At 63.3% G+C, this 26,596-nt stretch carries 16 protein-coding genes and 5 pseudogenes; 9 read left to right on the top strand and 12 right to left on the bottom strand.

The window, feature by feature from the left end; all coding sequences use genetic code 11:
• The first annotated feature begins 28 nt into the window (after nt 1-28).
• Nucleotides 29-1,210 carry an AI-2E family transporter gene (locus tag LT988_RS00800; protein ID WP_232408382.1) on the top strand — a complete coding sequence of 394 codons (1,182 nt, stop codon included), beginning with the start codon at nt 29-31 and terminating at the stop codon, nt 1,208-1,210.
• Between the two features lie 142 nt (nt 1,211-1,352).
• Here LT988_RS00800 and LT988_RS00795 read toward each other — a convergent pair whose 3' ends face one another.
• The 3 genes from LT988_RS00795 to LT988_RS00785 all read right to left on the bottom strand — a co-directional run bounded on the left by LT988_RS00795 (nt 1,353) and on the right by LT988_RS00785 (nt 4,805).
• On the bottom strand, nt 1,353-3,386 hold the full coding sequence (locus LT988_RS00795) for a PhoX family protein (protein ID WP_232408381.1): 2,034 nt from the start codon (nt 3,384-3,386) through the stop codon (nt 1,353-1,355).
• A 353-nt stretch (nt 3,387-3,739) separates the two neighbouring features.
• Nucleotides 3,740-4,129: a hypothetical protein gene (locus LT988_RS00790; protein WP_232408380.1), complete on the bottom strand. Its 390-nt coding sequence runs from the start codon at nt 4,127-4,129 to the stop codon at nt 3,740-3,742.
• Between the two features lie 211 nt (nt 4,130-4,340).
• Nucleotides 4,341-4,805, bottom strand: a complete 465-nt coding sequence (locus LT988_RS00785; protein ID WP_232408379.1) for an Lrp/AsnC family transcriptional regulator — start codon at nt 4,803-4,805, stop codon at nt 4,341-4,343.
• Between the two features lie 265 nt (nt 4,806-5,070).
• Between LT988_RS00785 and leuA the strand changes: the two genes are divergently transcribed.
• Complete coding sequence (gene leuA, locus LT988_RS00780) at nt 5,071-6,711, top strand: 2-isopropylmalate synthase (protein ID WP_232408378.1); 1,641 nt, start codon at nt 5,071-5,073, stop codon at nt 6,709-6,711.
• 24 nt (nt 6,712-6,735) lie between these two features.
• On the opposite strand, the pseudogene LT988_RS00775 reads toward leuA, so the two are convergent.
• Nucleotides 6,736-8,302, bottom strand: a pseudogene (locus tag LT988_RS00775) (IS3 family transposase).
• Between the two features lie 447 nt (nt 8,303-8,749).
• Here LT988_RS00775 and LT988_RS00770 point away from each other — a divergent pair.
• The gene (locus tag LT988_RS00770) at nt 8,750-12,070 is read left to right on the top strand and encodes a DEAD/DEAH box helicase (protein WP_232408377.1); all 3,321 of its coding nucleotides are present in this window, start codon (nt 8,750-8,752) and stop codon (nt 12,068-12,070) included.
• 44 nt (nt 12,071-12,114) lie between these two features.
• Here the strand turns inward: LT988_RS00770 and LT988_RS00765 are convergent, their stop codons facing one another.
• The 4 genes from LT988_RS00765 to LT988_RS00750 form a co-directional block, all read right to left on the bottom strand.
• A complete protein-coding gene (locus tag LT988_RS00765) occupies nt 12,115-13,119 on the bottom strand; it encodes a TIGR00341 family protein (protein ID WP_232408376.1) in 1,005 nt (334 codons plus the stop codon).
• A gap of 10 nt (nt 13,120-13,129) precedes the next feature.
• Complete coding sequence (locus tag LT988_RS00760; protein ID WP_232408375.1) at nt 13,130-13,573, bottom strand: hypothetical protein; 444 nt, start codon at nt 13,571-13,573, stop codon at nt 13,130-13,132.
• A gap of 79 nt (nt 13,574-13,652) precedes the next feature.
• Entirely contained in the window at nt 13,653-13,850 is a 198-nt protein-coding gene (locus LT988_RS00755; RefSeq protein WP_232408374.1) for a hypothetical protein, read from the bottom strand.
• Nucleotides 13,851-14,218: 368 nt separating this feature from the next.
• Entirely contained in the window at nt 14,219-15,139 is a 921-nt protein-coding gene (locus LT988_RS00750) for a LysR substrate-binding domain-containing protein (RefSeq protein ID WP_232408373.1), read from the bottom strand.
• Between the two features lie 219 nt (nt 15,140-15,358).
• On the opposite strand from LT988_RS00750, the gene clpB reads away from it, so the two are divergent.
• A complete protein-coding gene (clpB, locus tag LT988_RS00745; RefSeq protein ID WP_332460511.1) occupies nt 15,359-17,953 on the top strand; it encodes an ATP-dependent chaperone ClpB in 2,595 nt (864 codons plus the stop codon).
• A gap of 113 nt (nt 17,954-18,066) precedes the next feature.
• Here the strand turns inward: clpB and LT988_RS00740 are convergent, their stop codons facing one another.
• Entirely contained in the window at nt 18,067-18,327 is a 261-nt protein-coding gene (locus tag LT988_RS00740; protein ID WP_232408371.1) for a hypothetical protein, read from the bottom strand.
• Nucleotides 18,328-18,527: 200 nt separating this feature from the next.
• Between LT988_RS00740 and LT988_RS00735 the strand changes: the two genes are divergently transcribed.
• The gene (locus tag LT988_RS00735; protein ID WP_232408370.1) at nt 18,528-19,505 is read left to right on the top strand and encodes a PDC sensor domain-containing protein; all 978 of its coding nucleotides are present in this window, start codon (nt 18,528-18,530) and stop codon (nt 19,503-19,505) included.
• 125 nt (nt 19,506-19,630) lie between these two features.
• Here the strand turns inward: LT988_RS00735 and LT988_RS00730 are convergent, their stop codons facing one another.
• Entirely contained in the window at nt 19,631-19,909 is a 279-nt protein-coding gene (locus LT988_RS00730; protein WP_232408369.1) for a hypothetical protein, read from the bottom strand.
• 65 nt (nt 19,910-19,974) lie between these two features.
• Here LT988_RS00730 and LT988_RS00725 point away from each other — a divergent pair, with 65 nt between their 5' ends.
• Nucleotides 19,975-20,139: a hypothetical protein gene (locus tag LT988_RS00725; RefSeq protein WP_232408368.1), complete on the top strand. Its 165-nt coding sequence runs from the start codon at nt 19,975-19,977 to the stop codon at nt 20,137-20,139.
• 187 nt (nt 20,140-20,326) lie between these two features.
• Nucleotides 20,327-21,487 (top strand): annotated as a pseudogene (ppk2, locus tag LT988_RS00720) (polyphosphate kinase 2); the annotation flags it as partial.
• Nucleotides 21,488-22,003: 516 nt separating this feature from the next.
• Here the strand turns inward: ppk2 and LT988_RS00715 are convergent.
• Nucleotides 22,004-23,292 (bottom strand): annotated as a pseudogene (locus LT988_RS00715) (ISL3 family transposase).
• Between the two features lie 263 nt (nt 23,293-23,555).
• Between LT988_RS00715 and LT988_RS00705 the strand changes: the two are divergent.
• Nucleotides 23,556-24,083: pseudogene (locus LT988_RS00705) on the top strand (macro domain-containing protein); the annotation flags it as partial.
• A 7-nt stretch (nt 24,084-24,090) separates the two neighbouring features.
• Nucleotides 24,091-24,519 (top strand): DUF1810 domain-containing protein, encoded by a 429-nt coding sequence (locus tag LT988_RS00700; protein WP_232408366.1) that lies wholly within the window; start codon nt 24,091-24,093, stop codon nt 24,517-24,519.
• Between the two features lie 579 nt (nt 24,520-25,098).
• Here LT988_RS00700 and LT988_RS00695 read toward each other — a convergent pair.
• Nucleotides 25,099-26,487 (bottom strand): annotated as a pseudogene (locus LT988_RS00695) (IS1380-like element ISTro1 family transposase); the annotation flags it as partial.
• Nucleotides 26,488-26,596: the final 109 nt, after the last annotated feature.

The following is a 26,596-nucleotide window of genomic DNA, read 5'->3' as shown; positions in this document are numbered from 1 at the left end:
AGCTCTTTCAAAAGGATAAGTAAGTTTTATGAACCAAGACCTTGTCAATAAATGGGTCGTCATTTTGATGGCGCTCGGGATCTCCGCGCTCTTTCTGGCGATGATTCAACAGTTTCTGATGGCGCTCTTTCTCGCTGGACTCTTCAGTGCGATGGCCCGCCCGCTGTTTCTCTGGCTGCAGCCGCGTTTGAGGGGCAGTCCGCGTCTGGCGTCGCTCGCGACGCTTCTGGCGGTGGCGGTCGTCGTGTTGATCCCGCTGTCGCTGCTGGTCGCAGTCGTGGTCGGGCAGGCGCTCGATGTCACCCAAACCTTCGTGCCTTGGCTCAAGGAGCGGCTTGCCGATCCGGATGCCTTTCTGGAGGGCATGCGTCGTTTGCCGTTCTACGAGAATTTGCTGCCCCTGCGCTCGCTTTTGATCGAACGTCTCGGCGAGGCGGCTACGATCGCCAGCAAGTTCGTCGTCGGGGGGCTGTCGTCTTTGACCGTGGGCACCCTGAACTTCTTCTTCATGGCGTTCGTGATGCTCTACAGCATGTATTTTCTGCAGATCGACGGGCACAAGCTTGTCAGTAAGATCCTTTACTACCTGCCGCTCAAGAGCGCCGACGAGCGGGTGATGCTGCAGAAGTTCACCTCGGTGACCCGTGCTACCCTCAAGGGGACGCTGTTGATCGGACTCCTGCAAGGCGGACTGGCCGGCGTCGCCTTCGCCATTGCGGGCATCGAGAACGCGGTGTTCTGGGGCACCGTGATGGTGGTTTTGTCGATTATCCCGGCCGTCGGTTCCGCGCTTGTTTGGGTGCCGGCGTGCATCGTGTTGGCCGTGCAGGGGCATATGGGAAGCGCGATCGGACTGGCTCTCTTCTGTGCGCTGGTGGTCGGGAGCCTCGACAACGTGCTTCGACCTATCCTGGTCGGGCGCGACACCAAGATGCACGAGCTGATGATCTTTCTGAGCACGCTCGGCGGCATCTTCATGTTCGGTTTCAACGGGCTCTTTATCGGACCTCTGATCGCCTCGCTCTTCATCTCGATCTGGGAGGTCTACGGGGTCGAGCTCGCCGATCTTCTCCCCGATGTCGAATCCGTCCTGGGCGACCTGGACAAGGTCGCGGAGGCGCCCGATCCGAAGCAAGTGGCCGATGCGGTGGTCCGGCCACCCGACGACCCCGATCCGAAGGCGCCTTCGCTTGACCAAACGCCGGGGTGACGGCCAGTGAGCGAATCGAACAGATCCGGCAGGCGACCGCGTCACTCACCATGCAATCGTTTGACGCGGTTGACGATCTTGGACATCTGAAGCCTCACCCGTCGGGATCTAGGATAAACGGCCTCGGCGGCTCTCTTCTCGCTCAGCCTCCGATCGGGCCTCCATCATCCCGTGTGACCACAACGACCGAGGGGCGAGGGGGCAGCGCGGGGTCGAAGTCCGGCCAGCGGCTAGCGGGGTCTTCGAAGGTCGAAGGGCGTTCGAACCCCGGATCGCCGAACGTGCCGTCGGTTGCCGGGTGCTGCACGGCGAGAAAGAGTGTGCGTCCATCCGGCGTGAAGCAAGGTCCGCAGAGCTCGGCGCCCACGGGCACTCGGAAAAACATGCGGCCGGTGCCACGGCCTTGGCCGTCGGTTTCAAGCGCCCAGAGCCCGTCGGCACTTCCCGATGTACGCGGCCAGGCGTTGCCCTGGTCGGTTGCGATCCAGAGCCGGCCCTGATGGTCCACCGCGCAGTTGTCCGGGCAGGCGAACCAGCCGTTCTCGCTCGTCGCCGGATTCCAGAGTGCAGCCGTCGCCGGGTCTCGCGGGTCACCGGCCTTGACCAGAACCTCCCACCCGAAACGCGCTGCCGTATGATCGCCGGCGGGCGGGATCAGCTCCAGAAGATGACCCCAAAGGTTGGCGCCTCGCGGGTTCGCCGGATCCACCTGCTCGCCGGAGCGTTCCTTGTTGTTGGTGAGCATCACATAGACGCGGCCGTTGTGCGGGTTCGGCTCTACGTCCTCTGGTCGGTCCATCGGCGTCGCCCCGAGCAGGTCTGCGGCCCGGCGAGTCTCGATCAGGACATCGGCCTGGGAGTGGAAGCCGTGCTCCGGGGTTAGACCGGCTTGGCCGAAGACGAGCGGGAGCCAAAGGAGCGTGCCGTTCGGCTCGAAGCGTGCGACCGAGAGCGTGCCCGTGTCCAATAGGTTGCGGTTTGCCGCGCGATTACTCGGGTCGAATGTCCCCTCGGTCACGAAACGATAGAGATACTCGAAGCGTTGGTCGTCGCCCGAATAGAGCACGAGGCGTCGGTCGGCATTCACGATGGATTCGGCACCCTCGTGCTTGAACCGCCCGAGCGCGGTGCGCTTGACGGGCATGGATGCCGGGTCGAGCGGGTCGACCTCGACAATCCAGCCGAAGCGGTTTGCCTCGTTGGGCTCCGCATTGACGTCGAAACGCTTGTGGAACCGGCCCCAGGCGAAGTGGCCGGAAGGCACGCCGTAGCGTGCGTAGTTGCGTTTCTCAGGATGCTCTGCGAAGCCTTCGGCAGTGTCGACCTCCGAATGCCGATCGAGATCGCCCGAGAAATAGCCCTGGAAGTTCTCCTCGGCCATCAAGTAGGTGCCCCACGGGGTGATGCCCCCGGCGCAGTTGTTGAGTGTCCCGATCACCCGGGTTCCGCTCGGATCTGCGCTGGTCTTCATGCGGTCGTGTCCGGCGGCCGGTCCGGAGAGTGCCATCTCGGTGTCCAGCGCGGAGATCCGGCGGGCGTACGTGCTGTCGGGGACAACCGACCAGCGCCCCTCGCTCTTCTTGATCTCGATGATGGATCCGCCGTTGCACGCCATCTCGATCTCGACGTGCTCCGCGGTCGCCACGCCTGCGTCGGGGAACATCACCTCGGCGGCGGTGTACTCGTGATTGATGCACAGCAGGCCGTGGTCGGAGCTTCCCGATCCGGGCGGCAAGGGCACATAGCCGACATAGTCGTTGTTGTAGCCGAACTGGCGGATCTGTGCGTTCGCGCTTTGGCGATCCGGGTCGAAGGCCGGTGCGCCCGGGAGGACGGGATCGCCCCAACGGATCAGGATCTCGGCGCGATAACCGGGTGCCACATGATGAGTCTGGTCGACACCATGGGCAATCTCATTGAAATCGAAGCATGTCTTCGCGGTCTCGCGCTCGCCTTCCGTCGGTCTCGCGGTGGACGAAAGCAGCGCCAAAGGGCCGGCCGCGAGACCACTCAGCGTGCTCGCGGCGAGCGCACCGCGCAGCAGGTCGCGCCGGCTCAAGCGGGCCTGGATGATGTCGCCTAGTGTGGCGACGGCGCTTGAGTTCAGTGGGTGATCGTCCGACGCCTCGTAGGCCTCGGCCGGACAGGAGAAACGCTGCTCGATGCCGGTCATCATGATTCGCTCGGTCTCGTTTCGGTCGGTCAAGAAAGACGACTTGGTCGGCGGTGCGGAGCCCGATGAAGGTTGCTTCGGACGCCGTTTCCGCCAAATTGTCGAACAGGATAAGACCTTCGCGTGACGATCGCATGTTATGCGCGATCCGAGTCTCTTCGTGATTGGAATGTCCGGGCACATCCGAGAGTGCAACGGAAAGCGGTCGGGGAACCGCTGAATTGACCCCGGGATCCCTTTGCATCTCCGTAGAAGAGACGGGGCTCAGGTTATGCTGAACGGGGGTGGCTTTTACGGCGGGAGGTGGTGCGTCCCTGCACCGGCGGAGAACCGTTGTCGAGTCGGTGTGTGACGGTCTAGTGAGCTGTGGCCGTGATGGCCTCTTCCCGCGTATAGAACCGACCGTCGCGGATGAATCCGGAGATGATGCCGGGGCGAGTCGCAGTCACGTGACCCGCGTGATCTCGGTTCAGGATCCAGGACTCGGGCAGCCCATCGAGCAGGTGCACGGGCGCCGGGGTACCGTTCGAAAAGCATGACAGCACCGCCTCGCCGCTTGCGCCATCGAGATAAGCAGGGCGAAATCCGAACGACCCGTTATTCTGACTAATGCCTCTTGTGGATGCGTAAAGGACGTTTTCGTTTTGAAGTGACGCTTCCGTCAGGACCCCGCGGAGCCGGCGTGCGCGCTCGTGATCCTGTTTCGTCCCTCTCTGCGACTGGGTTTGGAGTTGTCGATCGTTCATGGTTTTCTCCTCGCCTCCGATAGATGAGGCTTTCGCTGGAGATTGATGCATTCGGCGTGCCGGGGGCGGCAAGGTCGTCTGCGTCGCAGCGGACGATGCGCAAAGCGAGCACGAAAGAGCAGGGCACGGCAGGGGTTGCGGTCCAACTTCTCGCTCGTCCTACGGCCCCCTTCTGCTGCCCTTCATCCTGATCCCCTTGCGTCGGTCGGCCTCAACCCAACGGGAGGCTTGCGCGCTCGACCACGCGCCGCAGGACGAAGCTCGAGTGCACGCCGGTCACCCCTTCGATGCGCGTGATCTTGTTGAGCAGCAGGTCCTGGTAGGCATCCATATCGCGTACGACGACCTTGAGCTGGTAGTCGGCATCGCGTCCGGTGATCAAGAGACACTCCTGCACCTCGGGGATGGCCGCAACGGCGGCGTCGAAACGCTCGAAGCGCTCCGGAGTGTGCTTGTCCATCGAGATGCTCAGGAGCGCCATGAGGTTAAGCCCGAGTGTCTTGGCATCGAGCAGGGCCGCATAGCCGCAGATAACGCCCGACTCCTCGAGCGCTCGCACGCGCCGCAGACAGGGTGATGGCGAGAGGCCGATGCGGTCGGCCAGCTCTTGATTGCTGATGCGTCCGTCGCGTTGTAGCGCTTCGAGGATCCGGCGATCGTAACGGTCCAGCTTCATGGGGGTTGCTCCGTCGGGTCAGTCGTCCGCGATGGCGATTCTTGATCTGCCGAATAATATGTAAAAAGCGGCAGAACATTGCGCATATGATCCTAATATAGGACATGTTTGCAATCATCTACGTGCCTAAAGGGCCTATTCTATCTCCGTCGGCAAACCAGCCGCGACCCGGGTAAGGGCTCACGAGGCACCTGCCCATGAGGCTCCCACTCCTGCGTTTGCGGAGCGTATCCAGCACACCCGAAATCGGCTCCCGGAGAAGATCATGACCCGTTTTGATGCCCGAAAATATCGTCGTAGTCCGGTGGTGGATCTACCGAACCGCCGTTGGCCGAGCCGTGTCGTCGAGCAGGCTCCGATCTGGGCGAGCGTGGATCTGCGCGATGGCAACCAAGCCCTGTTGGAGCCGATGGGGGTGGCCCAGAAACGTCGTCTCTGGGCTTTGCTGGTCAAGCTTGGCTTCAAGGAGATCGAGATCGGCTTTCCGGCTGCGAGCCAGCCCGACTTCGACTTCGTGCGCGGGTTGATCGAGGAGGACAAGATCCCCGAGGACGTCACAGTCCAGGTTTTGGTCCAGGCGCGCGAAGATCTGATCCGCAGAACCTTCGACGCGTTGGACGGTGTGCCGCGCGCGATCGTCCATCTATACAATTCGACCTCGCCGATACAGCGTGAATGGGTGTTCGGTCAGGATCGCGCGGGCGTGACGGAGATCGCGCGTCAAGGTGCAGCGTGGGTCTTGCGCGAGGCGGCGCGACGGCCCGAAACACGCTGGACCTTCCAGTATTCGCCGGAGAGCTTCACGGCCACCGAGCCGGACTATGCCGTCGAGGTCTGCGAGGCCGTCTTGGACGTCTGGCAGCCGACCCCGCAGCGGCCGTGCATCATCAATCTTCCGGCGACGGTCGAGGTCGCGAGCCCGAATGTCTTCGCCGATCAGGTCGAGTACTTCGCAACGCATCTCTCGCGGCGCGACACGATCGTTCTCTCGGTGCACACCCATAATGACCGGGGCGGAGCCGCGGCCGCGGCGGAGCTGGCTCTGTTGGCGGGTGCGGATCGGGTCGAGGGGACCCTGCTCGGAAATGGCGAGCGCACGGGCAATCTGGACATCGTGACCCTGGCGATGAACCTCTACAGCCAGGGCATCGATCCGGGTCTGGACCTGAGCGACCCGGACGAGATCGTCCGGGTGGTGGAGGAATGCACCGGGACGCCGCTACACCCACGCCATCCCTGGGTGGGCGAGCTGGTCTACACCGCCTTCTCCGGCAGTCATCAGGACGCGATCCGCAAGTGTTTGATGCGTCAGAGCCACGAGGAGCCCTGGCAGGTCGCCTATCTGCCCATCGACCCGCGCGATCTGGGGCGCAGCTATCAGGCGGTCATCCGGGTCAATAGCCAGTCCGGGAAGGGCGGCGTCGCCTTCGTCATGGAGCGCGACTTCGGCCTCAACCTGCCGCGCTGGATACAGGTCGAGCTGGCTCGATTGGTTCAAGCGCAGAGCGAGCGGCGCGGCGGAGAGATGGATGCCGAGAGCATCCACCGCATCTTCATGGATCGTTTCGTCGGTGATCAAGCCCCGGTCCGGCTGCTCGGTTATCGGCTCGATCGCAACGGGTACGACGTCATCGAGGCCCGCGTCGCGGGACCGGAAGGGGAGCATCGGCTGCGCGGTGAAGGGGAGGGGGCCATGGCGGCCTTCGTGGATGCCTGGTCGCGTTGGAGCGGCCAGCCGGTGCGCATCTTGGACTATCAGGAGCATGCAATCGGCGAGGGCACGGATGCCGAAGCGATCGCCTATGTCCAGCTCGAGCTCGGATCGCAGCGCATCGCCGGCGCGGCCATCGACCGGGATACCGTGGCTGCCTCTCTGGGCGCCGTCCTGTCCGCGGTGAATCGGTAAGTGTCAAGGTAGTTGTCGCATCAATCATGTCATGTTCGTGTCGGCCTTCTCCTGTTCACGAGGGGGTTTTCCCGGGTTGAGCAAGACCGAAGCGGGCGGCGTCCAATTGCGGGTGGGTCCGGACCAGCGCGTCGGGTTGTCGTCTCTGGCGGCTTGATAGAGCGCGTCGCGCCGTGCCAGCAGGTCGACATCCTCGCCGCGATGGCGCTGTGCCGGGGTGACGAACTTCAGCGCGCTGTGCAGGTGGATGGTGTTGTACCAGGCGGTGAATGTCGTCATCCAGCGGCGTGCCGCCTCGACGCCGTCGAAGGGATCGGAGGGAAGTCCGGGCGACCCTTGACGGTGTTGAACAGCGACTCCGAGTAGGGGTTGTCGTTGCTCACGGCCGGGCGACTGAAGGACGGCACGACCCCGAGGCGCTGGAGCATCACCAGCATGGTGGCGCCTTTCATCGGCGAGCCGTTGTCCGAGTGCAGGACCAGTGTGCCCGGGTGCACGCCTTCGCGCAGGTAGGCCTTGTGCAGGACGCTGGCGGCGTGCGCGGCGGACTCCTGCGGGTAGACCTCCCAGCCGACGATCTTGCGGCTGTAGACATCCATGATCAGGTACAGATAGAAGAACATCCCCTGCACGGTACTGGCCAGGTAGGTGATGTCCCAGCTCCAAACCCGATTCGGCCCGGTCGCCTCCAGCGGCTGCGGGCGCACCCGTGTCGGCGCCTTGGCGCGACCGCGGCGGGCGAGCTGCCCGGCGTCGCGCAGCACGCGGTAGAAGGTCGACTCGGATCCCAGGTAGCAGCCCTCGTCGGCCAGCGCCGGGACGATCTGATGCGGACTCAAGCTCGCGAACCTGGGCGCGTTGGCGGCTGTGAGGACGGCTTGTCGCTCGTGGGGCGAGAGCCGATTGGCCGGGGTGCGTACCGCGCCTTCGGTCCGGTGCTCGCGCGTGCGCCCGTCGCCGCCGATCGCCCCGTCGCGACGCCAGCGCTGCAGGGTGCGCTCGGACAGCCCCACGGCGGCGCAGGCGCGACTCAGGCGGGCGCCCTCGGCACAGGCTTGGGCGATGTACTCGCTCACTTGTACGCGCCGCTCATAGGCGAGCGAGCGTCCTCTGGCTCCTCCCAGATCGCCCGGACTTTTTTTTGGAGCACCAGCAACGTGGCGGCTTCGGCCAAGGCCCGGTCCTTGCGCTGCAACTCCCGACCCAGGCGCACGATCTCCGCCTGCTCGGCGCGCCGCTCGGCCCGCTCGGTCGTGCTCGTCAGCGGCGCATTGGCCTGCTGGCAGGTCGTGCGCCACGCGCTGATCTGCTCGGCGAACAGGCCCTTGCGCCGACAGTACGCGCCCAGCTCCAACTCATTGAGGGTGGCGGTCTCCATCACCACGGCAAACTTCTCCTCGCTGCCGAGCGTCCCGGCAGGCACCGTCGATGCCCGTGGTCGACGCGCCCGACCCAACGCCTCGCGCCGCCAGCCGTAGAGGGTGTCGCGCGGGATGCCGGTTTGCGCGGCCAACTGCGGGACGCCGACGTTGTTGGGCGGCAGTAGCTTCGTCAGGATGCTGTCTTTCAGTTCGCTCGAATAGGTTGTCATGTCGCTCGCCTTCTCATGCCTCGGGGCGCTTGCGCCGCGCCCTCCGGGGTCAGCCGTCAGTCGCCCTTCGGGCTCCTTCCCGGCTGACCCCGGAGGGCGCAAAGCCCCGGGTCGGTGATGCCCCATCCTCCCACACATTCTCCCAAAGGGAGGCGACATCTATCCTGACACCTGGGGGAATCGCGGCGAGGTCCGACACGCCCGGGCGGCATAGGATCGACTCTGCGCCCGGATTGGGTCGGGCGCGACTGAACTTTGCACTTGCGCGCCCTCGTCGATTTTCAACCGGAAGCGGGGACGAGGGAGAGCGAAGACTGCGCCCGCCGCGGTGCGGCGACACGCGAACGAAGTCCGCGCATGCCGGCCGCGAACTCAGGCCGCGCCTTCCACTCCACTCCTCGAGGTTGTAGGCTCGCGGCTTTCTCGTTGTAGCCCTCAAGACACGCGATGCCTTCCGCTCCCCTGCACCTCGATCCCGAAACCTTGAAACACGCGATTCAGTCGACCTACCTGGAGCGGGGTCGGCGCTATCTCAAAGATCGGCGCGTATTGAGCGCGGATCACGATGTCGAGCGCGGGCTGGTGACGGGGCGGGTGCGGGGCTCGGCCGGGCGGATCTATCAGTGCATCGTGCAACTCGGTGAACGGGCCGACGGAGCCCTCACGGTCGTCGGACAATGCTCCTGTCCGGTGGGGTACAACTGCAAGCACGTGGCGGCCGTGTTGTTGTCCTTGGGGACGCGGCCCAAGAGCGCTACCTTGCCGGCTGCGGCGCGCGCGCTGCCGTTTCAATTAAAGAGCTGGCTCGATCAGATCGAGCGTGCGACGGGCGTTCCGGACGAAGAGCCCCATCGGATCCTCTATTTCATCGATCCTCAGGAGCACCTCGGGGTCAGGCGCACACGAGTGCGTGCGGCAAAGGTGCGACAGCTGCTCGCCGGCGGCTACGGCAAACCGCAGGATTTCAATCTCCTCGGCCACTCCAAGGCGAGCTTCATCGGTCCGGAAGACCAACGCATCATGGGGTTGCTCTCCGTCGCGCGAGGTGGCGGCGATCCGACTGCCTCCTATTTGGATACGCTGACCGGTGCCGATGTCATGGCGGCCATTACACGGACCGGGCGCGGTTATCTGCGCTCGATCGACGGTCCGGTCCTGCGTGACGCGGGCCCGCTTGCGGGGCGCCTGGAGTGGCGCCTCGGCGACGATGCTCGGCTGCACGTGATCCTCGAGGCCGGCCGCCAGGGTCTCTTGCTGCTGCCGATGTCGCCGCCCTGGTATTTGGATCCAAGTACCGGCGACTGCGGCCCGATCGAGACCGGCCTCGATGACCGCGAGGCCGGCGTCTTGGCTGCAGCCCCGGTGGTTGCGCCCGAGTCGGTCGAGGCGCTGGAGGCGGCTGCGCGGGAGCGTTTCAAGGGTCGGGTTGTTCACCTGCCCAAGAGCCCCGAGCGACGTCGCAGCCGCACGGAGATCCCCGTCCCCCGTCTGCGCCTGCGCAGCGTCGACCTTGCGGCGAGCAGCGTGGGGCGGTACTGGGGCATCCAGCGTCCGCCCGAGTGGGCCCATCATGCGGTGCTCGATTTCGCCTACGGCGACACCTCGGTCGATCCGCGCGATCGCGCGCCGGTGCTGCGCCGCGTGGAGCAGGGCGTGCTTGTGGATGTCGAGCGGCGACCCGATGCCGAACGGGCGGCGATCGACCTGCTCGAGGCGTCGGGCTTCCATCGCACTGCGGAGACATCCGATGCCCATGGTCTCTGGCTCGAACGTGCCGACCCGGAATCCTGGATCGATTTTATGCAGAACGAGTTGCCCGACCTCGCCGCACAGGGTTGGCTGATCGAGATCGAGGAGGGCTTCCACTTTCGGATCGCCGAAATCGGCGACTGGGAGATGGACATCGCAGAGGGCGAGGGGGGGCACTGGCTCGACGTCGGATTGGGCGTGGAGGTCGACGGGCAACGGGTCGACCTGCTTCCACTGCTGGTGGAACTGATCGGGCGCTACCAGGTGGATCTCTCGACGCGGACCCTCGCCGCGATGGACGCTGAGACACGCTTGCAGCTGAGGTTGCCGGACGGGCGGCTGATCCTGATGCCGGTGGAGCGCCTGCGGCCCATCCTCTCGACCTTGATCGAGCTGTACGACCCCGAGGGTTCGCCGGGCTCACAGGCGAGCAAGGGCCGCTTGCGTCTGTCGCGGGTCCATGCGGCCCAGCTCGCGGAGCTGGAGGCGGCGGCCCCGGGGCTGCGCTGGCGGGGCGGGGATGCGGTGCGCGAATGGGGTCGACGGCTCCGTGACTTCAAAGGCCTGGAGACCATCGCGCTACCGTTGGGACTGACCGTCGAGCTTCGCCCCTATCAACGCCAAGGACTCGACTGGCTGCAGTTTTTGCGCGAATACGGGCTCGGCGGCATCCTCGCCGACGACATGGGTCTCGGCAAGACGGTGCAAACCCTGGCCCATCTGCTGGTCGAGAAGGAGAGCGGGCGAGCGGATCGCCCGAGCCTGGTGGTCGCGCCCACGAGTCTGCTCTTCAACTGGCGCCGCGAGGCCGAGCGTTTCGCCCCGGCGCTGCGTGTCCTGTCGCTGCACGGCGCGACGCGACACACGCGTTTCGCGGCGATCCCGGAGCATGACCTGGTGTTGACGAGCTATCCGCTGTTGCCCCGTGATCTGGACCCACTTGCGAAGCGGGATTTCCATCTACTCATCCTGGACGAAGCCCAGAACATCAAAAATCCACGCAGCAAAGCGGCGCAGGCGGCCCGCGGGTTGAACGCCCGGCATCGGCTCTGCCTGACCGGCACGCCCATGGAAAACCACCTCGGTGAGCTTTGGTCACTGCTCGATTTTCTGATGCCCGAGCTGCTCGGAGACGAGCGCCGCTTTCGGCGGCTGTTCCGAATTCCTATCGAGCGTCATGGCGACGATGTGCGGCAGGACGAGCTGCGTCGGCGGGTCGCCCCCTTCCTCTTGCGCCGCACCAAGGAAACGGTCGCCGCCGAGCTGCCGCCGAAGACCGAGATCATTCGAGAGGTCCCCCTCGCAGACGATCAGCGCGACCTCTACGAGACCCTGCGGCTGGCCCTGCACGAGAAGGTGCGCGAGGAGGTCGCCCGCAAGGGGCTCGCGCGCAGCGGGATCATCATCCTGGACGCCCTGCTCAAGCTGCGTCAGGTCTGCTGCGATCCGCGTCTGGTGTCGCTCGAGAGTGCGCGCAGGGTGAAAGGCTCGGCCAAGCTGGATCTTCTGATGACCCTGCTGCCCGAGCTGCTCGAGGAGGGGCGGCGAGTGCTGCTCTTCTCCCAATTCACGAGCATGCTGGCCTTGATCGAGGAGGAGCTGACCAAGGGCGGCCTGTGCGAGGATCAGGACTTCGTGAAGCTGACCGGACGCACCCGCAATCGCGACCGTCCGGTCGATCGTTTCCAGGCGGGTGAGGTGCCCCTGTTTCTGATCAGCCTCAAGGCCGGCGGCACGGGGCTGAATCTCACCGCAGCGGACACCGTGATCCACTATGACCCCTGGTGGAACCCGGCGGCCGAGCGCCAAGCGACCGACCGGGCTCATCGCATCGGTCAGGACAAGCCTGTGTTTGTCTACAAGCTGTTGACCGAGGGCACTGTCGAGCAGCGTGTGGCCGATCTGCAGGCACGCAAACAGGCCCTCGCCGACGCCATGCTCGCGGGTGGCGGTGCCGCAACGGGCACCTTGAGTCCGGATGACCTCGATCTCTTATTCGCCCCACTCTCGGACGACTGAGCCCGGCCGGGGCGGGATACGCTGGGGCGGCCGCCTCCGCGGCCCTACCAGGCAGCGTGCCAACCGGCGGCCCGGATCAGGATGACGGCAATCAGCAATGCGAGAAGTACGGCCCAGAGCGAAAGATAGATCGCCATCGACTGTTTCGCACGATTACGATCGGTCCAGGAGCGGGGTCGTACCCCTTTCAGCAGGAAGACGACCTTCGCCGAGAGCAGTACGCAGACGATATTGACGACCAGCAGCAGAAAGGCGCCGAGCGCCTCTTCCCAGCGTCCGGTGCCGAGCATCATTCCCAGTGTCGCCGTAGGCGGCAGCAGGGCGACGGCGACCATGACCCCGACCAGGGTCGAGGACAGGCCGGTCGTCAGCGAGAGCACCGCCGCCGCTCCCGAGGCCAGTCCCAAGACGACGCCGCCGAGATCGACATTCGTGCGGGACAGGATCTCGGGGCTGTCGAGACCGATCGGCAGGATCAAGGCGATCGCAATTGAGATCAGCATCGATAGACCGATGCCTGCCCCGTTGGTCTTGAACGCTCGCCACGTCAGTTCCTTGTCGCCGAGCGAGGTGGCGAACGCCAGCGCGATGTTGGGTCCGAGCAGCGGTGCGATGACCATCGCGCCGATCACGACCGCGATGTTGTTCTCGACTAAGCCGATGGCGGCCACCAAGGTCGAGAGAAAGGTCAACACCAGAAAGTTGCTGTCGAGCTGGGCGCCTTTAGCGATCTGGCTGTAGAGCTCCTCGCGGGTCGCTGCGACGGTCTTGGATTTTTCCTCCTTGACGTCCTGGTCGGCGTGTCCCTCGTGGGTCAAGACCGCGTCGATCGATTGAACGACGATTCTTGCCCGGTCGTTGGCTTTGAAAAGATCCTGGAGGGAGTCGATCATGGCCTGCCGACGGTCGTCCGGGACCAGCATACGGATGCTGCAGCGCCCGTCGGCTCCGTCGCCGCCCCACCAGTAATCCTCGGCGCCGTAGAACTTCGCCATGCCGGCGAGGGTTTTGGCGTGCTTCCGATCGGCGATCACCTCGACGATACGCATGATGTCGTGCTCAGAAGACCGGGATCTGCGCGAACAGGAACAGCAGGACGAGCGCCAAGATTCCGACAGCCGTCCAGATTCGGTTCGCCAAACGCTGACGCTTGCGCCGTTTCTCGCGCGCGGCGGAGAAGCCCGGGTCGGATTCGATCTCGGGTTCGATATAGACCCTTCGGTGTCTCAAATCGATTGCATCGACGGCTGCGACCGCGGTCACCGGATCGGTTCGGTAGAGACCGGCCTCTGCATCGAGCATGCTGCGACGCAGCGCTGTTTGTGCGTGCATCCGGGCGACGAGGAGTGCGGGGAAAAAGGCGGCGTAGCGGATACAAGGCCGTGAGGGCTCGCTTGCCGCGCCGTCCATCGGCGTCGGGTTCTGAGGTGTACTGAAGACGCGTACGAGACCGGGCCGATCTGCACGCGTCTCGACGACCAAATACCCTTCAAGATCACTCATCGCGGCACCGAGCGCTGGCCGAGCGCGTCCGTGCGCCGAGAGTCGGGCCGGATTCGGCGGCTCGTCCGGTGGCTGCGAATCAGGCCGCCCGGGCGGTCGTGCGTTCGATTTCCCAGTTGCACCGTTCGATGAGGACCTTCAGCGATCGCGTGACCGCAATGTCGTTCCTCAGCTCGAACTGTTTGCCGCGCTCCCAGCAGTCGCTGGCCGCATCCGCAAGTAGAGGAAGTCCCTGACGGCAAAGTTCCCAAAATGCGAGTGATCGTTGTGTGCTCATGGCGCGTATCCCCTAGCGACGGGTCCGAAGATGGACGATGACGACTTGCACTGGATGACGCACAAGCCTTGCCATCTCTCCGCAACCCCTGGCAACTCGGGGCCTGTATCCGTTTCGCAACACCCAAAACGATGCGATTCGTCGTTGACCCCACATGAAGTCTAGCGCATGGAGGCATTTTTGTCGGCATCGCAACACTCATGATTCTTTTCCGCAACGCGCTGTCGCACACTCATGTCGGGTGAACGTGCGTGCAGCGTCGCACTTTGCAAGACAAAAGGTACCGAACGGGAACGAATTCGTTGCGAATCTCGACGATCGGAATGTGCTTGGCGAGCTGCAAAAAACGGATGATTCGCTGATCGGGATCAGCTTAGACGTCTCACCGTGTTCGGAAGGTTCTGCCGGATCACGTCGGCGAAGGCTTGCAGAGCCGCAAGTCTCGGGAAGCTGCGCCGGTAGACCAAGGAAATGCGGCGGAACGCATCCGGGAGATTGCCCAGCGGGCGCGCGATGATGCCGCTGTCGGTCATCCAGGCGCCCCGAATTGCCAGCGCCGGCACGAGTGTGCAACCGAATCCGGCGCCAACGAGTTGCAGTAAGGTCTCCAGGCTCGCGGCGCGCAAGTCCGCCATCTCGCCTTTCGTCGGCCGCTCCGCGAGACGGCAAACCTCCATGACCTGATGGGTGAGACAATGCCCGTCGGCCAGCAGCAGTAGATCGACCTCTTCCAAGTCTTTCGCCGTGATCTCGTCCTTTTCGTACAAGGGATCGTTGCGCGGATGGGCGAGCCAGAAGGGTTCGTCGAACAGCGGCATCGTGTCCAGATCGGTGTCGTCGACCGGTGTGGCGAGGAGCGCGGCGTCGATCTCATGCCGTACGAGACGGCCGAGGAGCAGATCCGTGATCTCCTCGGACAGGATCAGCTTCAGATTCGGATAGGTACGTTTCAGCGGCACCAGAATCTGGGGGATCAAGTAGGGGCTGAGGGTCGGAATGGCTCCGATTCGCAGCGGCCCGGCGAGCGGGTCTTGATGCGCACGCGCGACCTGTTCGATGGCCTGTGCCTGCTCCAAAGCCAGCCGCGCGTGTCCGAGGATCGCTTCGCCGACCGGTGTGATCTCGACGGAGCGATTCGTCCGTTCGAAGATCACCACATCGAGCTCCTCCTCGAGCTTCTTGATCTGCCCGCTCAGGGTCGGCTGACTCACGAAGCAGCGTTCGGCGGCACGCCCGAAGTGGCGTGTCTCGGCGACGGCGAGGATGTATTTGAGGTCTCTAAGGTTCACGTTGCGATGATACAGCGGCGGGGCCCCAGCCTCCAGCCTCCAGCCCCGTGACTCTGGCTCTCGGCTTTCAGTTCTCAGCTACGATCCGATGGTGGTTTTCGGCTTGATCGGACCGAGGGAATGCCGGCATCCTCAGGCTGGAGGCTGGCCCGGCTTGATTGCCCGGGGCCGATTCCCCACCTCCGCAATGACCTTATAAAAACTCAGGAGTCATTCACCGTGAGAATGGACAAGCTGACCGCGAAATTTCAGATGGCCTTGGCGGATGCGCAGAGCCTGGCCGTGGGACGAGATCACCAGTTCATCGAGCCGCTTCACCTGATGATTGCGTTGTTGGATCAGGAGGGCGGCTCGGTGCGCCATTTGTTGACACGCGCCGACGTGAACGTGAATCGGTTGCGCTCGGCGCTGGGTGATCAACTCGATCGCTTACCGACCGTGGAGGGTGCGGGCGGCGACGTCCATGTCGGCAACGAGCTGAACAGACTCCTGAACCAGACCGACAAGCTCGCCCAGCAGCGCAGCGATCAGTACATTTCCTCGGAGCTCTTCGTGTTGGCCGCGCTCGAGGACCGTGGGGTCTTGGGCTCCGCGATGCGTGATGCCGGCGCGAGCAAGGGCGCGATCGAGAAGGCGATCGAGGCGGTGCGCGGCGGTCAGAGCGTGGACGACCCCAACGCCGAAGAGCAGCGTCAAGCGCTCGAGAAGTTCACCATCGATATGACCGAGCGAGCCGAGCAGGGCAAGCTCGACCCTGTGATCGGACGCGACGATGAGATCCGACGCACCATTCAAGTCCTACAGCGCCGGACGAAGAACAACCCGGTGCTGATCGGCGAGCCCGGCGTGGGCAAGACCGCGATCGTCGAAGGACTCGCGCAGCGCATCGTCAACGGCGAGGTGCCGGAAGGTCTCAAGGGTCGGCGCCTGCTGTCGCTCGACATGGCCGCCTTGATCGCCGGGGCCAAGTTCCGCGGCGAGTTCGAGGAGCGCCTCAAGGCGGTCCTGAACGACATCGCCCGGCAGGAAGGCAACATCATCCTCTTTATCGACGAGCTGCATACGATGGTTGGCGCCGGCAAGGCCGAGGGGTCGATGGACGCGGGCAACATGCTCAAGCCGGCGTTGGCGCGCGGCGAGCTGCATTGCGTGGGTGCGACAACGCTCGACGAGTACCGCAAGTATGTCGAAAAGGACGCCGCGCTGGAGCGGCGCTTTCAAAAGGTTCTGGTGGACGAGCCCAATGTCGAGGACACCATTGCTATCCTGCGGGGACTCAAGGAACGCTATGAGGTCCATCACGCAGTGGAGATCACAGACCCGGCCATCGTTGCTGCGGCCGTGCTCTCGCATCGCTATATCGCCGATCGCCAGTTGCCCGACAAGGCAATCGATCTGATCGACGAGGCGGCATCGCAGATCCGCATGGAGATCGATTCCATGCCCGAGGAGATGGACCGTCTCAATCGGCGTCTCATCCAACTGAAGATCGAGCAGGTCGCGCTCAAGAAGGAGTCGGACGAGGCATCCAAGAAGCGCCTGACCGATCTGGAAAGTCAGATCGAGCGCGCCGAGCGCGAGTTCTCCGATCTCGACGAGATCTGGAAGTCCGAGAAGGCGGCGGTGCAGGGGACGGCGCATATCAAGGAGGCGCTCGACCGGGCACGTGTGGAGATGGAGACGGCGCGCCGTGCCGGAGATCTGGGGCGTATGTCGGAGCTCCAATACGGGCGTATCCCGGAGCTGGAGAAGCAGCTCGCCTCGGCCGCCGATGCCGAACAGGGCGAGAACCGACTCCTGCGCAACAAGGTCACGGAGGAGGAGATCGCCGAGATCGTCTCCAAATGGACCGGCATCCCGGTCTCGCGCATGCTCGAAGGCGAGCGCGATAAGCTCCTGCGCATGGAGCAGGAGATCGAGAAACGCGTGGTCGGCCAGGCCGAGGCGGTGCGTGCGGTGAGCGACGCCATCCGGCGCTCGCGCGCGGGGCTTTCGGATCCGGGACGGCCGATCGGGTCCTTCCTGTTTCTCGGTCCGACCGGCGTTGGCAAGACCGAGCTCTGTAAGGCGCTCGCGGCCTTCCTGTTCGACACCGAAGAGGCGATGGTCCGCATCGACATGTCGGAATTCATGGAGAAACACTCTGTCGCGCGTCTCATCGGTGCGCCGCCGGGCTACGTCGGCTACGAGGAGGGCGGCTATCTGACCGAGGCGATTCGGCGTCGTCCCTACAGTCTCATCTTGCTCGACGAGGTCGAGAAGGCACACCCGGATGTCTTCAACGTCCTGCTCCAGGTGCTCGACGACGGACGCCTGACGGACGGGCAGGGGCGCACGGTGGATTTTCGCAACAGCGTCATTGTTATGACTTCGAACCTAGGCTCTGACGTGATCCAGCAGGTTGCGGGCGAGGCCAACTATGCCGAGATGAAAGACGCCGTGATGGACATCGTGCGCGTCGCCTTCCGCCCCGAGTTCATCAACCGGCTCGACGAGATCGTGGTCTTCCATCCGCTGCAGCCGGCGCAGATCCGGGCGATCGCGCGGATTCAGATCGATTATCTGCAAAAACGCCTTGCCGATCGCGATATGGCACTCGAGGTCAGCGATGCCGCCCTGGATCATCTCGGAGAGGCCGGCTTCGATCCGGTCTACGGGGCGCGTCCGCTCAAGCGCGCGATCCGCGCACAGCTCGAGAATCCGCTGGCCCAAGAGATCCTCTCGGGGAAATTCGGGCCTGGCGATCTCATCGAGGTCGATTTCAAGGAGGGTCAGCTTACCTTCGAGCGGGTGCTGCAGGGGGAAGTCCTGTAGAGCTCGGCCAATGGCCAAACGAAAAAAGCGCGAAGGGGGTGGTTACCTTCGCGCCTTGGCGAGCGAGGTATTTCGGATTGGCGTGCCGAGGTGGTTCTGTCTCGAGCTGAGACCTACTGGACCGCCGAGACGATGATCGGGACGGCGAGCTGCACGGTACCCACGGGAGCGATTCGCGCCGAGACGACCGCGCTGGAATCGGGAGCCGGGGTGGCGTGAGGGTCCGCGACGACCAAAAAGGATGCGGTCAGAACGACCGCACCACCGACTGCTCGTGTGGCGACCTTTCCTGCATCCATCGACGCGACTCGTTCGCGAAGACGCTTTGCCGCATCGATGACGTTGGAAATTTCGGTTGCTGTCGGGATACGCATCTTGAGTCTCCTCCTGGGTTTTTATCCGCTCGTCAAATGTCGTTGATTTGGAGGGGAATCCAAATGCCTAATCCTTCCGATTCGGTCGGGATTTGATTCGTATTTCTCGACGTTCCTGATCGGGGACTCAATTGCGATCGGACCATCCGGACGATTCCGGATAGAATCCGCCCTTCACTACGTACCGGGAGACCCTTGCGATGAGCCAAGCGCTCAAAACGGTCGTGGCACGTCAACGCATCCTTTTGCAGGGCCGCCTGGCGACATCGCTCGCACGGCTCGTCGACCCTTGTCGCTTGGCGTGGCAGGATCGCACGGCTTTGGAGCGGATCCTGCTCGCGGCACTGCCGACGCTGGCATCCTGTAAGTATCTCTACGTGCTCGACCGCGACGCCCGCCAATTGACTGCGAACGTCTCCCCGCAGGGCCTGCTTCCGGAGCATTGTGGACGGGATCGGCGCGAGCGCCCCTACATGATCGAGGCGCTCGCCGGCGAGCGTTTCTCGCTCTCGCCCGCCTACATCAGCCGCAATGCGCGCCGCCCTTCGCTCACCGCCATCCAGCGCATCGAGGACGAGGAGGGCACACTGCTGGGCTATCTCGGTGCCGACTTCGATCTGCGCGAGCTTCCGCTGACCCGCGAGCTCTACGAGCAGCCGGAGCAATGGCTCCAGCTCAAAGGCGATCCGGCGATCCGCGGCGGCTTGTTCGATCAGCAGCGCGTCGAGAGCCTGATGGACGGACACATCGACGAGATCCTCGACCTCATCGTGGAGCTGATCGCCGCGCATGGCGTTTTCCACGGCAAGCTGCATTTCTCCAGCTCGCGCGCAACGCTCTGGCTTGTTGACGACCCCTTCCGGTTCAGGATCCTCGACTACGAGGATCTCGCCGATCCGGGTACTTGCCTCGCCTATCCACAGCGCCCGTATCCGGTCGATGCGGCCATTCCGTTGGATCGGGTCATCGAGGTCTTCCGCACCTTCCGGGCGTTGCGCTTCATGGACGAGAACATCTATCTGCGCTCGGGGTCGCTCAACATCTATAACGGTATCGTCGGGCTGAATTTCTCTTGCGATGGCTCGCACTACATGCCGTGGGACGATTTCCTGCACAAAAGTCTCGATTTCTGGATCGGCACGGGTGAGTCCTGCGCGCTCGAGGCCGGCAACGGCTGAGGTGACGAGCGCCGAGCGGTTCCCCGGCAGCCATGCCGTCGCGACGGGGACCGAGGTGCATCATTCGCCGTAGTCACGCCTCGGCACTTCCCTGCCTCGGGTTCGGGTTCGGCGAGAGGGCGCCTCTAGGCCGTTTGCTCGTTCTCCAATGCCTTCTTGGTGATCTCCTGGTATAGCGCCACGGCGCGTGTGTAGATCCCCTGCACATCCGGACGCTGGTCCACGAAGCGCTTGATGCCTTCCGCATCCTCCAGCACTGCATTGAGATGGGCGAGGTCGGCGTCGTCGAGCCTCTCGCCGCGCTCGACCTTCGCTTTGATGTCGAGCGCGCGCGGCAGTCGAGACTTCTCGAAGCGTTCGAGAATGGCAACGATCACACCGTCTTGGTGCGAGGTATCGGTCATGGTGGTCTCCCGGAAGGTCCGAGCGCCGGTTCTGGGCAAAAGAGATCGACCTCTCGCTCGATGCGATGAATATCCGGCGCGCTGTAGGGGATCCGTCGGCTCGCCGGATCGTTCTGGGTGAGTTGCACAACGCGCTCGGTCGACGGCTTGTCATGCTGCCGCTGATGATCACGCCCGGCGAGATTCCACCGCGGGAGGACTTCGTGGCCGCCGCGGAGCGCTATCTTTGAGAACGAGTTCGCAATCACCGAGCCGTGTGGTCGGTGCGCCGTCCAATCAGGCCGTCTGAAACGGCGGCCACACCAAAGGCGCCAGCACGCATGAGCGACGAAAAAAAACAGCGCCGAGACCGACGACGACCAAGCTGTTTCCGAGGCTGCCCGGAAGTCCAAAAAGCCTAAGAAGCTCAAGAACAAGAATTACCTCAGGGAGTTGGCCAACTTGCATGTCGAGCTGGTCAAGCTTCAGGAATCGGTTCGCCACCAGGGGCTCAAGGTCTGTATCGTGTTCGAGGGTCGCGACGGCGCGGGCAAGGGCGGCACCATCAAGGCGATCACCTAGCGGGTCAGTCCGCGGGTCTTGCGGGTCGTCGTCCTCTCGGCGCCGACCGAGCGCGAGCAGAGCCAGATGTATCTCCAACGCTATATGCGGTATTTCCCGGCGGCCGGGGAGGTGATCATCTTCGATCGCAGCTGGTACAAACGTGCCGGCGTCGAGCGGGTGATGGGCTTCTGTACGGAAGACCAAACGAGCCGCTTCCTGGAAATGACCCCACTGGTCGAGCGTGCGATGGTCGACTCCGGGATCATCCTCGTCAAATCTTGGCTTGAGGTCAGTTCCGAGGAGCAGACCCGCCGATTGGAGGGCCGCATCGAGGACGGTCGCAAGGTCTGGAAGCTCACGCCGATGGATCTCAAGTCCTACAGCCGTTGGTACGATTGTTCGCGGGCGCGCGACACCATGTTTGCGGCGACCGACACCGTTTGGGCACCCTGGTACGTCGCCCCCTCGGACGATAAGAAGTGGGCGCGCCTGAACATCATCAGCCACCTCTTGGGCCGGGTCCCGTATGAGGAGTTGCCGCGTCAAAAGGTGACGCTGCCCAAGCGCCAGAAGGCCAAGGGCTATCGCGAGCGCGACGACCCGTTCATGGTCATCCCCGCGGCCTACCGAGATTGTGGAGGCCCGTATCGGCCCGAGTTCGCGCCAAGACCAGAAGTGAACCAATGGCCGACATGCTTCCCTTGGGCACGCAGTCGGCCAGGTCCAACCTGTTGGCCGCGGAGTCTCGGCGACTGCATCACGCGCATTGCGGCCACCGGCCGACGCGAGGAGAGCATGGACAGTTCCGCAGAAAGCGGACATCGACCTGCGGAGGTGGTCGGGCTACCATCTACTCGTGCGAGAACCGAGCCTTCTGGCTGGCGACCGGCCGTTCCCGGGCACAAGCAGACGTTGACACCTCCCGCCCAGGACGGCAAATTTCAGTCAGCTGCGCCCCGTGGGCATCCATCCACGCGCCTACAACCTTCTGCTGTGCATGCTGATGGTCGACACTCTCGCATGGCTACAAAGTAGGATTCGCAAAGACACGCCTGATGCCGCGCGTTCGGCAGCCAGGAGACTGCAACACAATCGTGATGCCAGACCGACTCTAATCGCTCCCCTATGTTCGCCTTCCTGGAGAAGCAGAGTTTTCTTGTTATCCTACTCGTTTCCGGGATAATCCTTATCGTTCTTTCTATTTTCGATATAGCAGATATATCAAAACTCCAAGTCGCCCCGCTAAGCAGAGTACTATGGATTCCATTCTCTATTGGGGGCACTTTAGTTCTGTCGTCTTTGTTCTTCTATGCTCAAGATCGCTTGACCTTGGGTTGGTTTAAGTCAGCGGCAATACGCAAGGTCGATGGCGGCCTCCGCGCAACATGTGGCCGAAGCCGGATCAGTATTTCATTTGGAAAGATTCAGGAAGTGGCTGCCGCCATACCCGGCTGCATGGTTGTGCTTCCCGCTAATGAATACTTCGACGATGAGTGTATCTTTGAGGCTCTTTTACGTTTGATGTGGGTAACCCGTCCAGGTATCCCCGGATCATGCTAACGCCTTTGCACACTGTTTGTTTGCAAACGGGCAGGCCGGCAGATGCGTGAGCTTGCCCGCGACCAGGTAGGCGATGGTGATGAGATGGCGCACGGTGCCGTAGCCGCGGGCCTTGGCCTTGGCGGCCTGGATCTGCCCGTTCGCCGCCTCGACGCGGCCGTTGGTGAGCTTGGAATCAAAGGCGTTGAGGATGCCGTCCCAATGGTTCTTGACGGTCTTGGCGAAGTCCTTCATCGGTTCGAGGCGGCAGCGCCGGGCCCAGCTGTACCAGCGGGTGAGCAACGCCTCGGCCTCCTCGCGGGAGTCGGCCAGGCGGAAGATCTCGCGCAGGCTCTCCTTGATGCGGTAGGCCCGGTGGGTCTTGAGGTTGAGGCGGCGCAGATCGAGGTACTGGCGCAGCTGCCGACGGCTCCAGTCCTGTTGATCCTTGAGCCAGATGTAGCGGCTGCGCTTGAGCGCGGGCGTGGCTTTGACCTCCGCGCGGCGCACCGCATCCACGGCCTGATTGGCGAGCTGGATGAGGTGGAATTCATCGAAGGTGATGTTCGCCCACGGCAGCTGCTCCTGCACCCCGCTGCGGTAGCTCCCCGACATGTCGATGCAGACGTCGCGCACGTTCTCCGCGCAGCCGCCGTGGGCCTCGAGGTCCTCGGCGAACTGCGCGACCACCTCGGCCTTGCGCCCCTCGGTGGCGAACAACAGCCGCGGTTCCTCCAGATCGTGAAAGAGGCTGATGTAGTGATGTCCCCGCCGCGCCGCGGTCTCGTCCAGACCGACGGCGGTGACCTGCGAGAAGTCCTCCTGCGCGCGCGCCTGCTCGACATAGTGGTCCAGCACCCGCCACAGGCGCATGTCGCTCACGCCCAGCAGCTGCGCGACCTGGCGTACCGTCATGGCCCGGCACAAGGCGACGATCAGCGCCTCCATCAACTGGGTGAAGCCGCTGCCGGGACGCGCCCACGGCACCTCCACTTGGGTGGTCTTGCCGCAGGCGTCACAGCGCACCCGCGGCACCTTGGCCTGAATGTACGCCTGGAACTGGAAGAAGTTCAGATGACGCCATTCCCGGCCTGCGTGTCATGCACCGGCTGGTGCTCCGCCCCGCAGTGCGGGCAGGTAAAGCGCGCCCCGCGGGCGAAGCCGACCGTGAAATCGATGCGTCCGGCCTGCGGATCGAAGTCCACCTCCCGGACCTCCCACGGTGTCTGCAACCCCACCGCGACGGTGAACAAGGAAGCGGAATCCACGGCAGCGACCTCCGGCGGTTGGCCTGTGGACATGTGGACGCGTCCTGCGGACCGGCCCGAGCCCTACGGGCCGTGTGGACAACCCCTGGACCGCGCCGAGCAAGGCCGTGCCGATTGCGAGATCCTCGTCGGCGCGGCCCACCGGTTGACCACACTCTCGGGCCTCGCGCCCACATGCCCACAGGCCCAGCAACAGGTTTTACGAAATGTGCTCCAAAGGGTGCGAACCGGCAGGGCCGGAGTCAAGCCCTGACCCACAGGAAACGTAACAGGGCCATCTTGATTCGAAAAGCGCGCTTGGAGCCTACGTTCAAAGTGTATTTCCGAATCAGGCAGCGGAGATTCAGCAACTAATTCAAACCAAGCTTGTCTCCTTCGAGTCTCAAGACGTGGAAAAGGAGCCTGGGCTGAAGCAGAAGAGTTTCGGAATCGGTCGAGGTGTTTTTCTCAAGGAACCGCTTCAGTCGAAGCAGCCGGTTTTGTTTCTTTCAGTAACGACCAAGCGTGCTGGTGAGGGCTTGCGCGCCGAAATGTCGCATATTTTCCAGGCGGTAAGTGAGATACAAAAAGTTGCGGCAGACCATCGGATGGATTCTGTTTGCGTCCCGGTTATGGGTACTGGCCACGGTGGCTTACAAAAGGAGGTGGGGCTATTCGCGCTTGTGTTAGCGATCTGCGATGGCGTATCCAAGCCAGTTGGCCATCACATAAAAGAATACCACATCGTTGTTTACCAATTGGCACCAGCGGAACGTCCCTCCATATCGGAAAGAGACGCGGGGCGCGTATTGAAAACAGCCATCGGGCTTTTTTCCTGGTATTAGACCAGCCATGACAGAAGAATATGATTTGCAGAGGTTTCTCTCCGCTCAAGGGGATGACCTAGGCGCCGTCGTCCAAGAGTTGAAGTACGGCCAGAAAAGCGGCCATTGGATGTGGTACGTGTTCCCGCAAGTGAAGGGGCTCGGGCGCAGTTCGACGTCTGAGCATTTTGCCATCCAGAATGAAGGCGAAGCTAGGGCCTACCTGCTACACCCAGTTCTTGGTGAAAGGCTTATCGAATGCACAGAAATCGTAAATCAGCACCGTGACATCACTGCAGAACGCATCTTCGGCTATCCAGATTATCTTAAGTTCCGCTCAAGTATGACCTTATTTGAAAGGGTGGCAGGAGAAAATAGTCCATTTTCTCGTGCACTTGAGCAATTCTATGGAGGCGAACGGGACGCTTTAACGCTCTCAATACTGAAGTCTATGTAGGTAATAGCCTCGACAACAGGTGCGCCCAACTCCGCCAGCCCGACACCAAACAAGGGCTCGGCTCTCGCGCAGGCAGCGGTCTGACGCCGGCTGCGATTGGCATCTTTACGGAAGGGCATGTCTGTTCCAGGTTGGGAACGGCCTGTTGTTCCAGCGTGAATTTCTGGAGCCTGAGAGGGTGAAAGTGTCTCCGGGAGATCGCCGCGCAAGGTCCGCTTTGTGGAACGTCTGCCGAATTGCTGCTTCGGCGGTCAGCGACGGCACTGCGTCCAGAACGGTCGCCCAGGACGGGGCGCGCACGGCAGATCCGGGTCGGGTCGGGACCTTTCTATCCCGGATGTTTCATAAACCGACACAGCCGACACTGGCCTCGCGGATTTGCGCGGCGCTGGGCGTCACCGAGGGCGATGACCGGGACGCCGCGGGGGTTGAATGGTGGAAATACCGAGCGGCAACGGGCTTGATCAACGGGGCACGAGTAGTTTTGTCGCCGCGCAGGCGTACGATGCCCTGCCCGAGGTGGGCATAGTCGTCGTGCGCGTGCTGAAATCCCCGTGCGGGGATGTATGTGCGTCTAGGCGGGCGCCGCCCGGGCTGCGCGTTGAAGAGCCTCTCGGTGACCTGCTGCAACAGCGTCTTGACCGGACAGCTCGAGGGCAGGTGCAGGCGCACGCGGTCTTTGTACTGCACCACGCGCACGGCGAGCTTGAACAGTTTGATGATCACGGTGGCAGGCTGGGCGTTGGCCAGTTCCGTGCCGACGAGGACCTCGGTGCGCAGCGTTTGGTGCAAGACGTAAGCGGCGCAGGAGAAGAACAAGCGCATCTGATTGGCCAAGAAGGTGCTGTCGGAAGTGCGATCGCTGGCCAGATCGTTCTTGATCATTTTGATGAAGTTCTCGTCCTGGCCGCGCGCGCAGTACAGATCGCGGTAGACGCACTCGGGACTGGGCAAGTCCAAGGAGGTGACGACGAAGCGGAGGTTGTCGCCGCGCGCCGTCACCTCGGCTTTGAGGATGGTCCGACACGCGCCGGGCCAGGAACCGGCACGGTAGTCAACCTCGTGGTAGGTGCGGGTCCGCTCGGGTACGTCGGCGTCGGCGCGCCGGGCGTTCTCGATGCGCAGCGCATGGAGCTTGCGGGCGTCGGCCAAGAACGGCTCGGCCCGTGGCGTGAGAGCCCGGTTACCCGCCAGGCCGAAGATGAAATCCGTCAACGGATCGGCCATCGCCAAGGCCATCAACTCGGGGTTGGAGAAGTGTCCGTCGCCGCGCAGGATGATGCGTGTGCGTGGCCACGCGGCCCGCAGCCGCTTGAGCACGCGCTTGAGGATCATCGCGTTCTCGGCGCCGGTGGGGCGCTTGCCGGGACGCAGCACCGCGGTGATGAACTTCCCCGAGAGGCCCTCGAAGAGAAACAGCGGCAAGTAGCAATGGTTGCCGTAGTGATGATTGTAGAACGCGAACTCCTGCTGGCCATGGGTGGCGTCTTCGGAGTGGTCCATATCGAGCACGATCACCTGCGGCGCCTTCGGGTAGCTGGCGATGAAGGCCTCGACGAAGGCCTGCGCCATGCGGTAGAGGTCGCGCGCGCCGACCCCATTCTCCAAACGCGAGAAGGTCGGCCCGCTGGCCAGGTCCGTCGTCGCATCCAGCGGCTTGCGCTCCAGCCCCAGCTTGAACAGCGCATCACGGCGCAGCGCATTGGCGTCGTTGCCGTCTTCGTAAGCACAGGCGATCTGGTAGACCCGTTGCGCGATCAGCTCACGCATCGGATGGGTGGTGTAGGACGGATGGCGCCAATCATCGATCGCTGCGCTCAACCGCTCGGTCAGGCCGATCTGCCGATCAACCCCGCGCAGAATCATGGGGCCAAAGTCAGACGACATGGCGCCGCCGTCGAAGTCGCCGCGGACCGTGAAACCGGCGACCGGGGGAAAACGCAGCTGTTCCGGGGTAGACTCGGGCATGGGCGACCTCGTTTAGCTTCTTCCGAAGCGTTCTTGGCGGAACAGCCATTTTATCAATGGGTTGAACGAGAGTCGCCCTTTTTTATGAAATATTCGGGCTATATCCTGT

The sequence above is a fragment of the Thiocapsa bogorovii genome, from assembly GCF_021228795.1.
In the GTDB taxonomy this organism is placed as follows: domain Bacteria; phylum Pseudomonadota; class Gammaproteobacteria; order Chromatiales; family Chromatiaceae; genus Thiocapsa; species Thiocapsa bogorovii.
The sequence above is the reverse complement of the archived record's forward strand: the minus strand, read 5'-3'. Positions and strand labels throughout refer to the sequence as shown.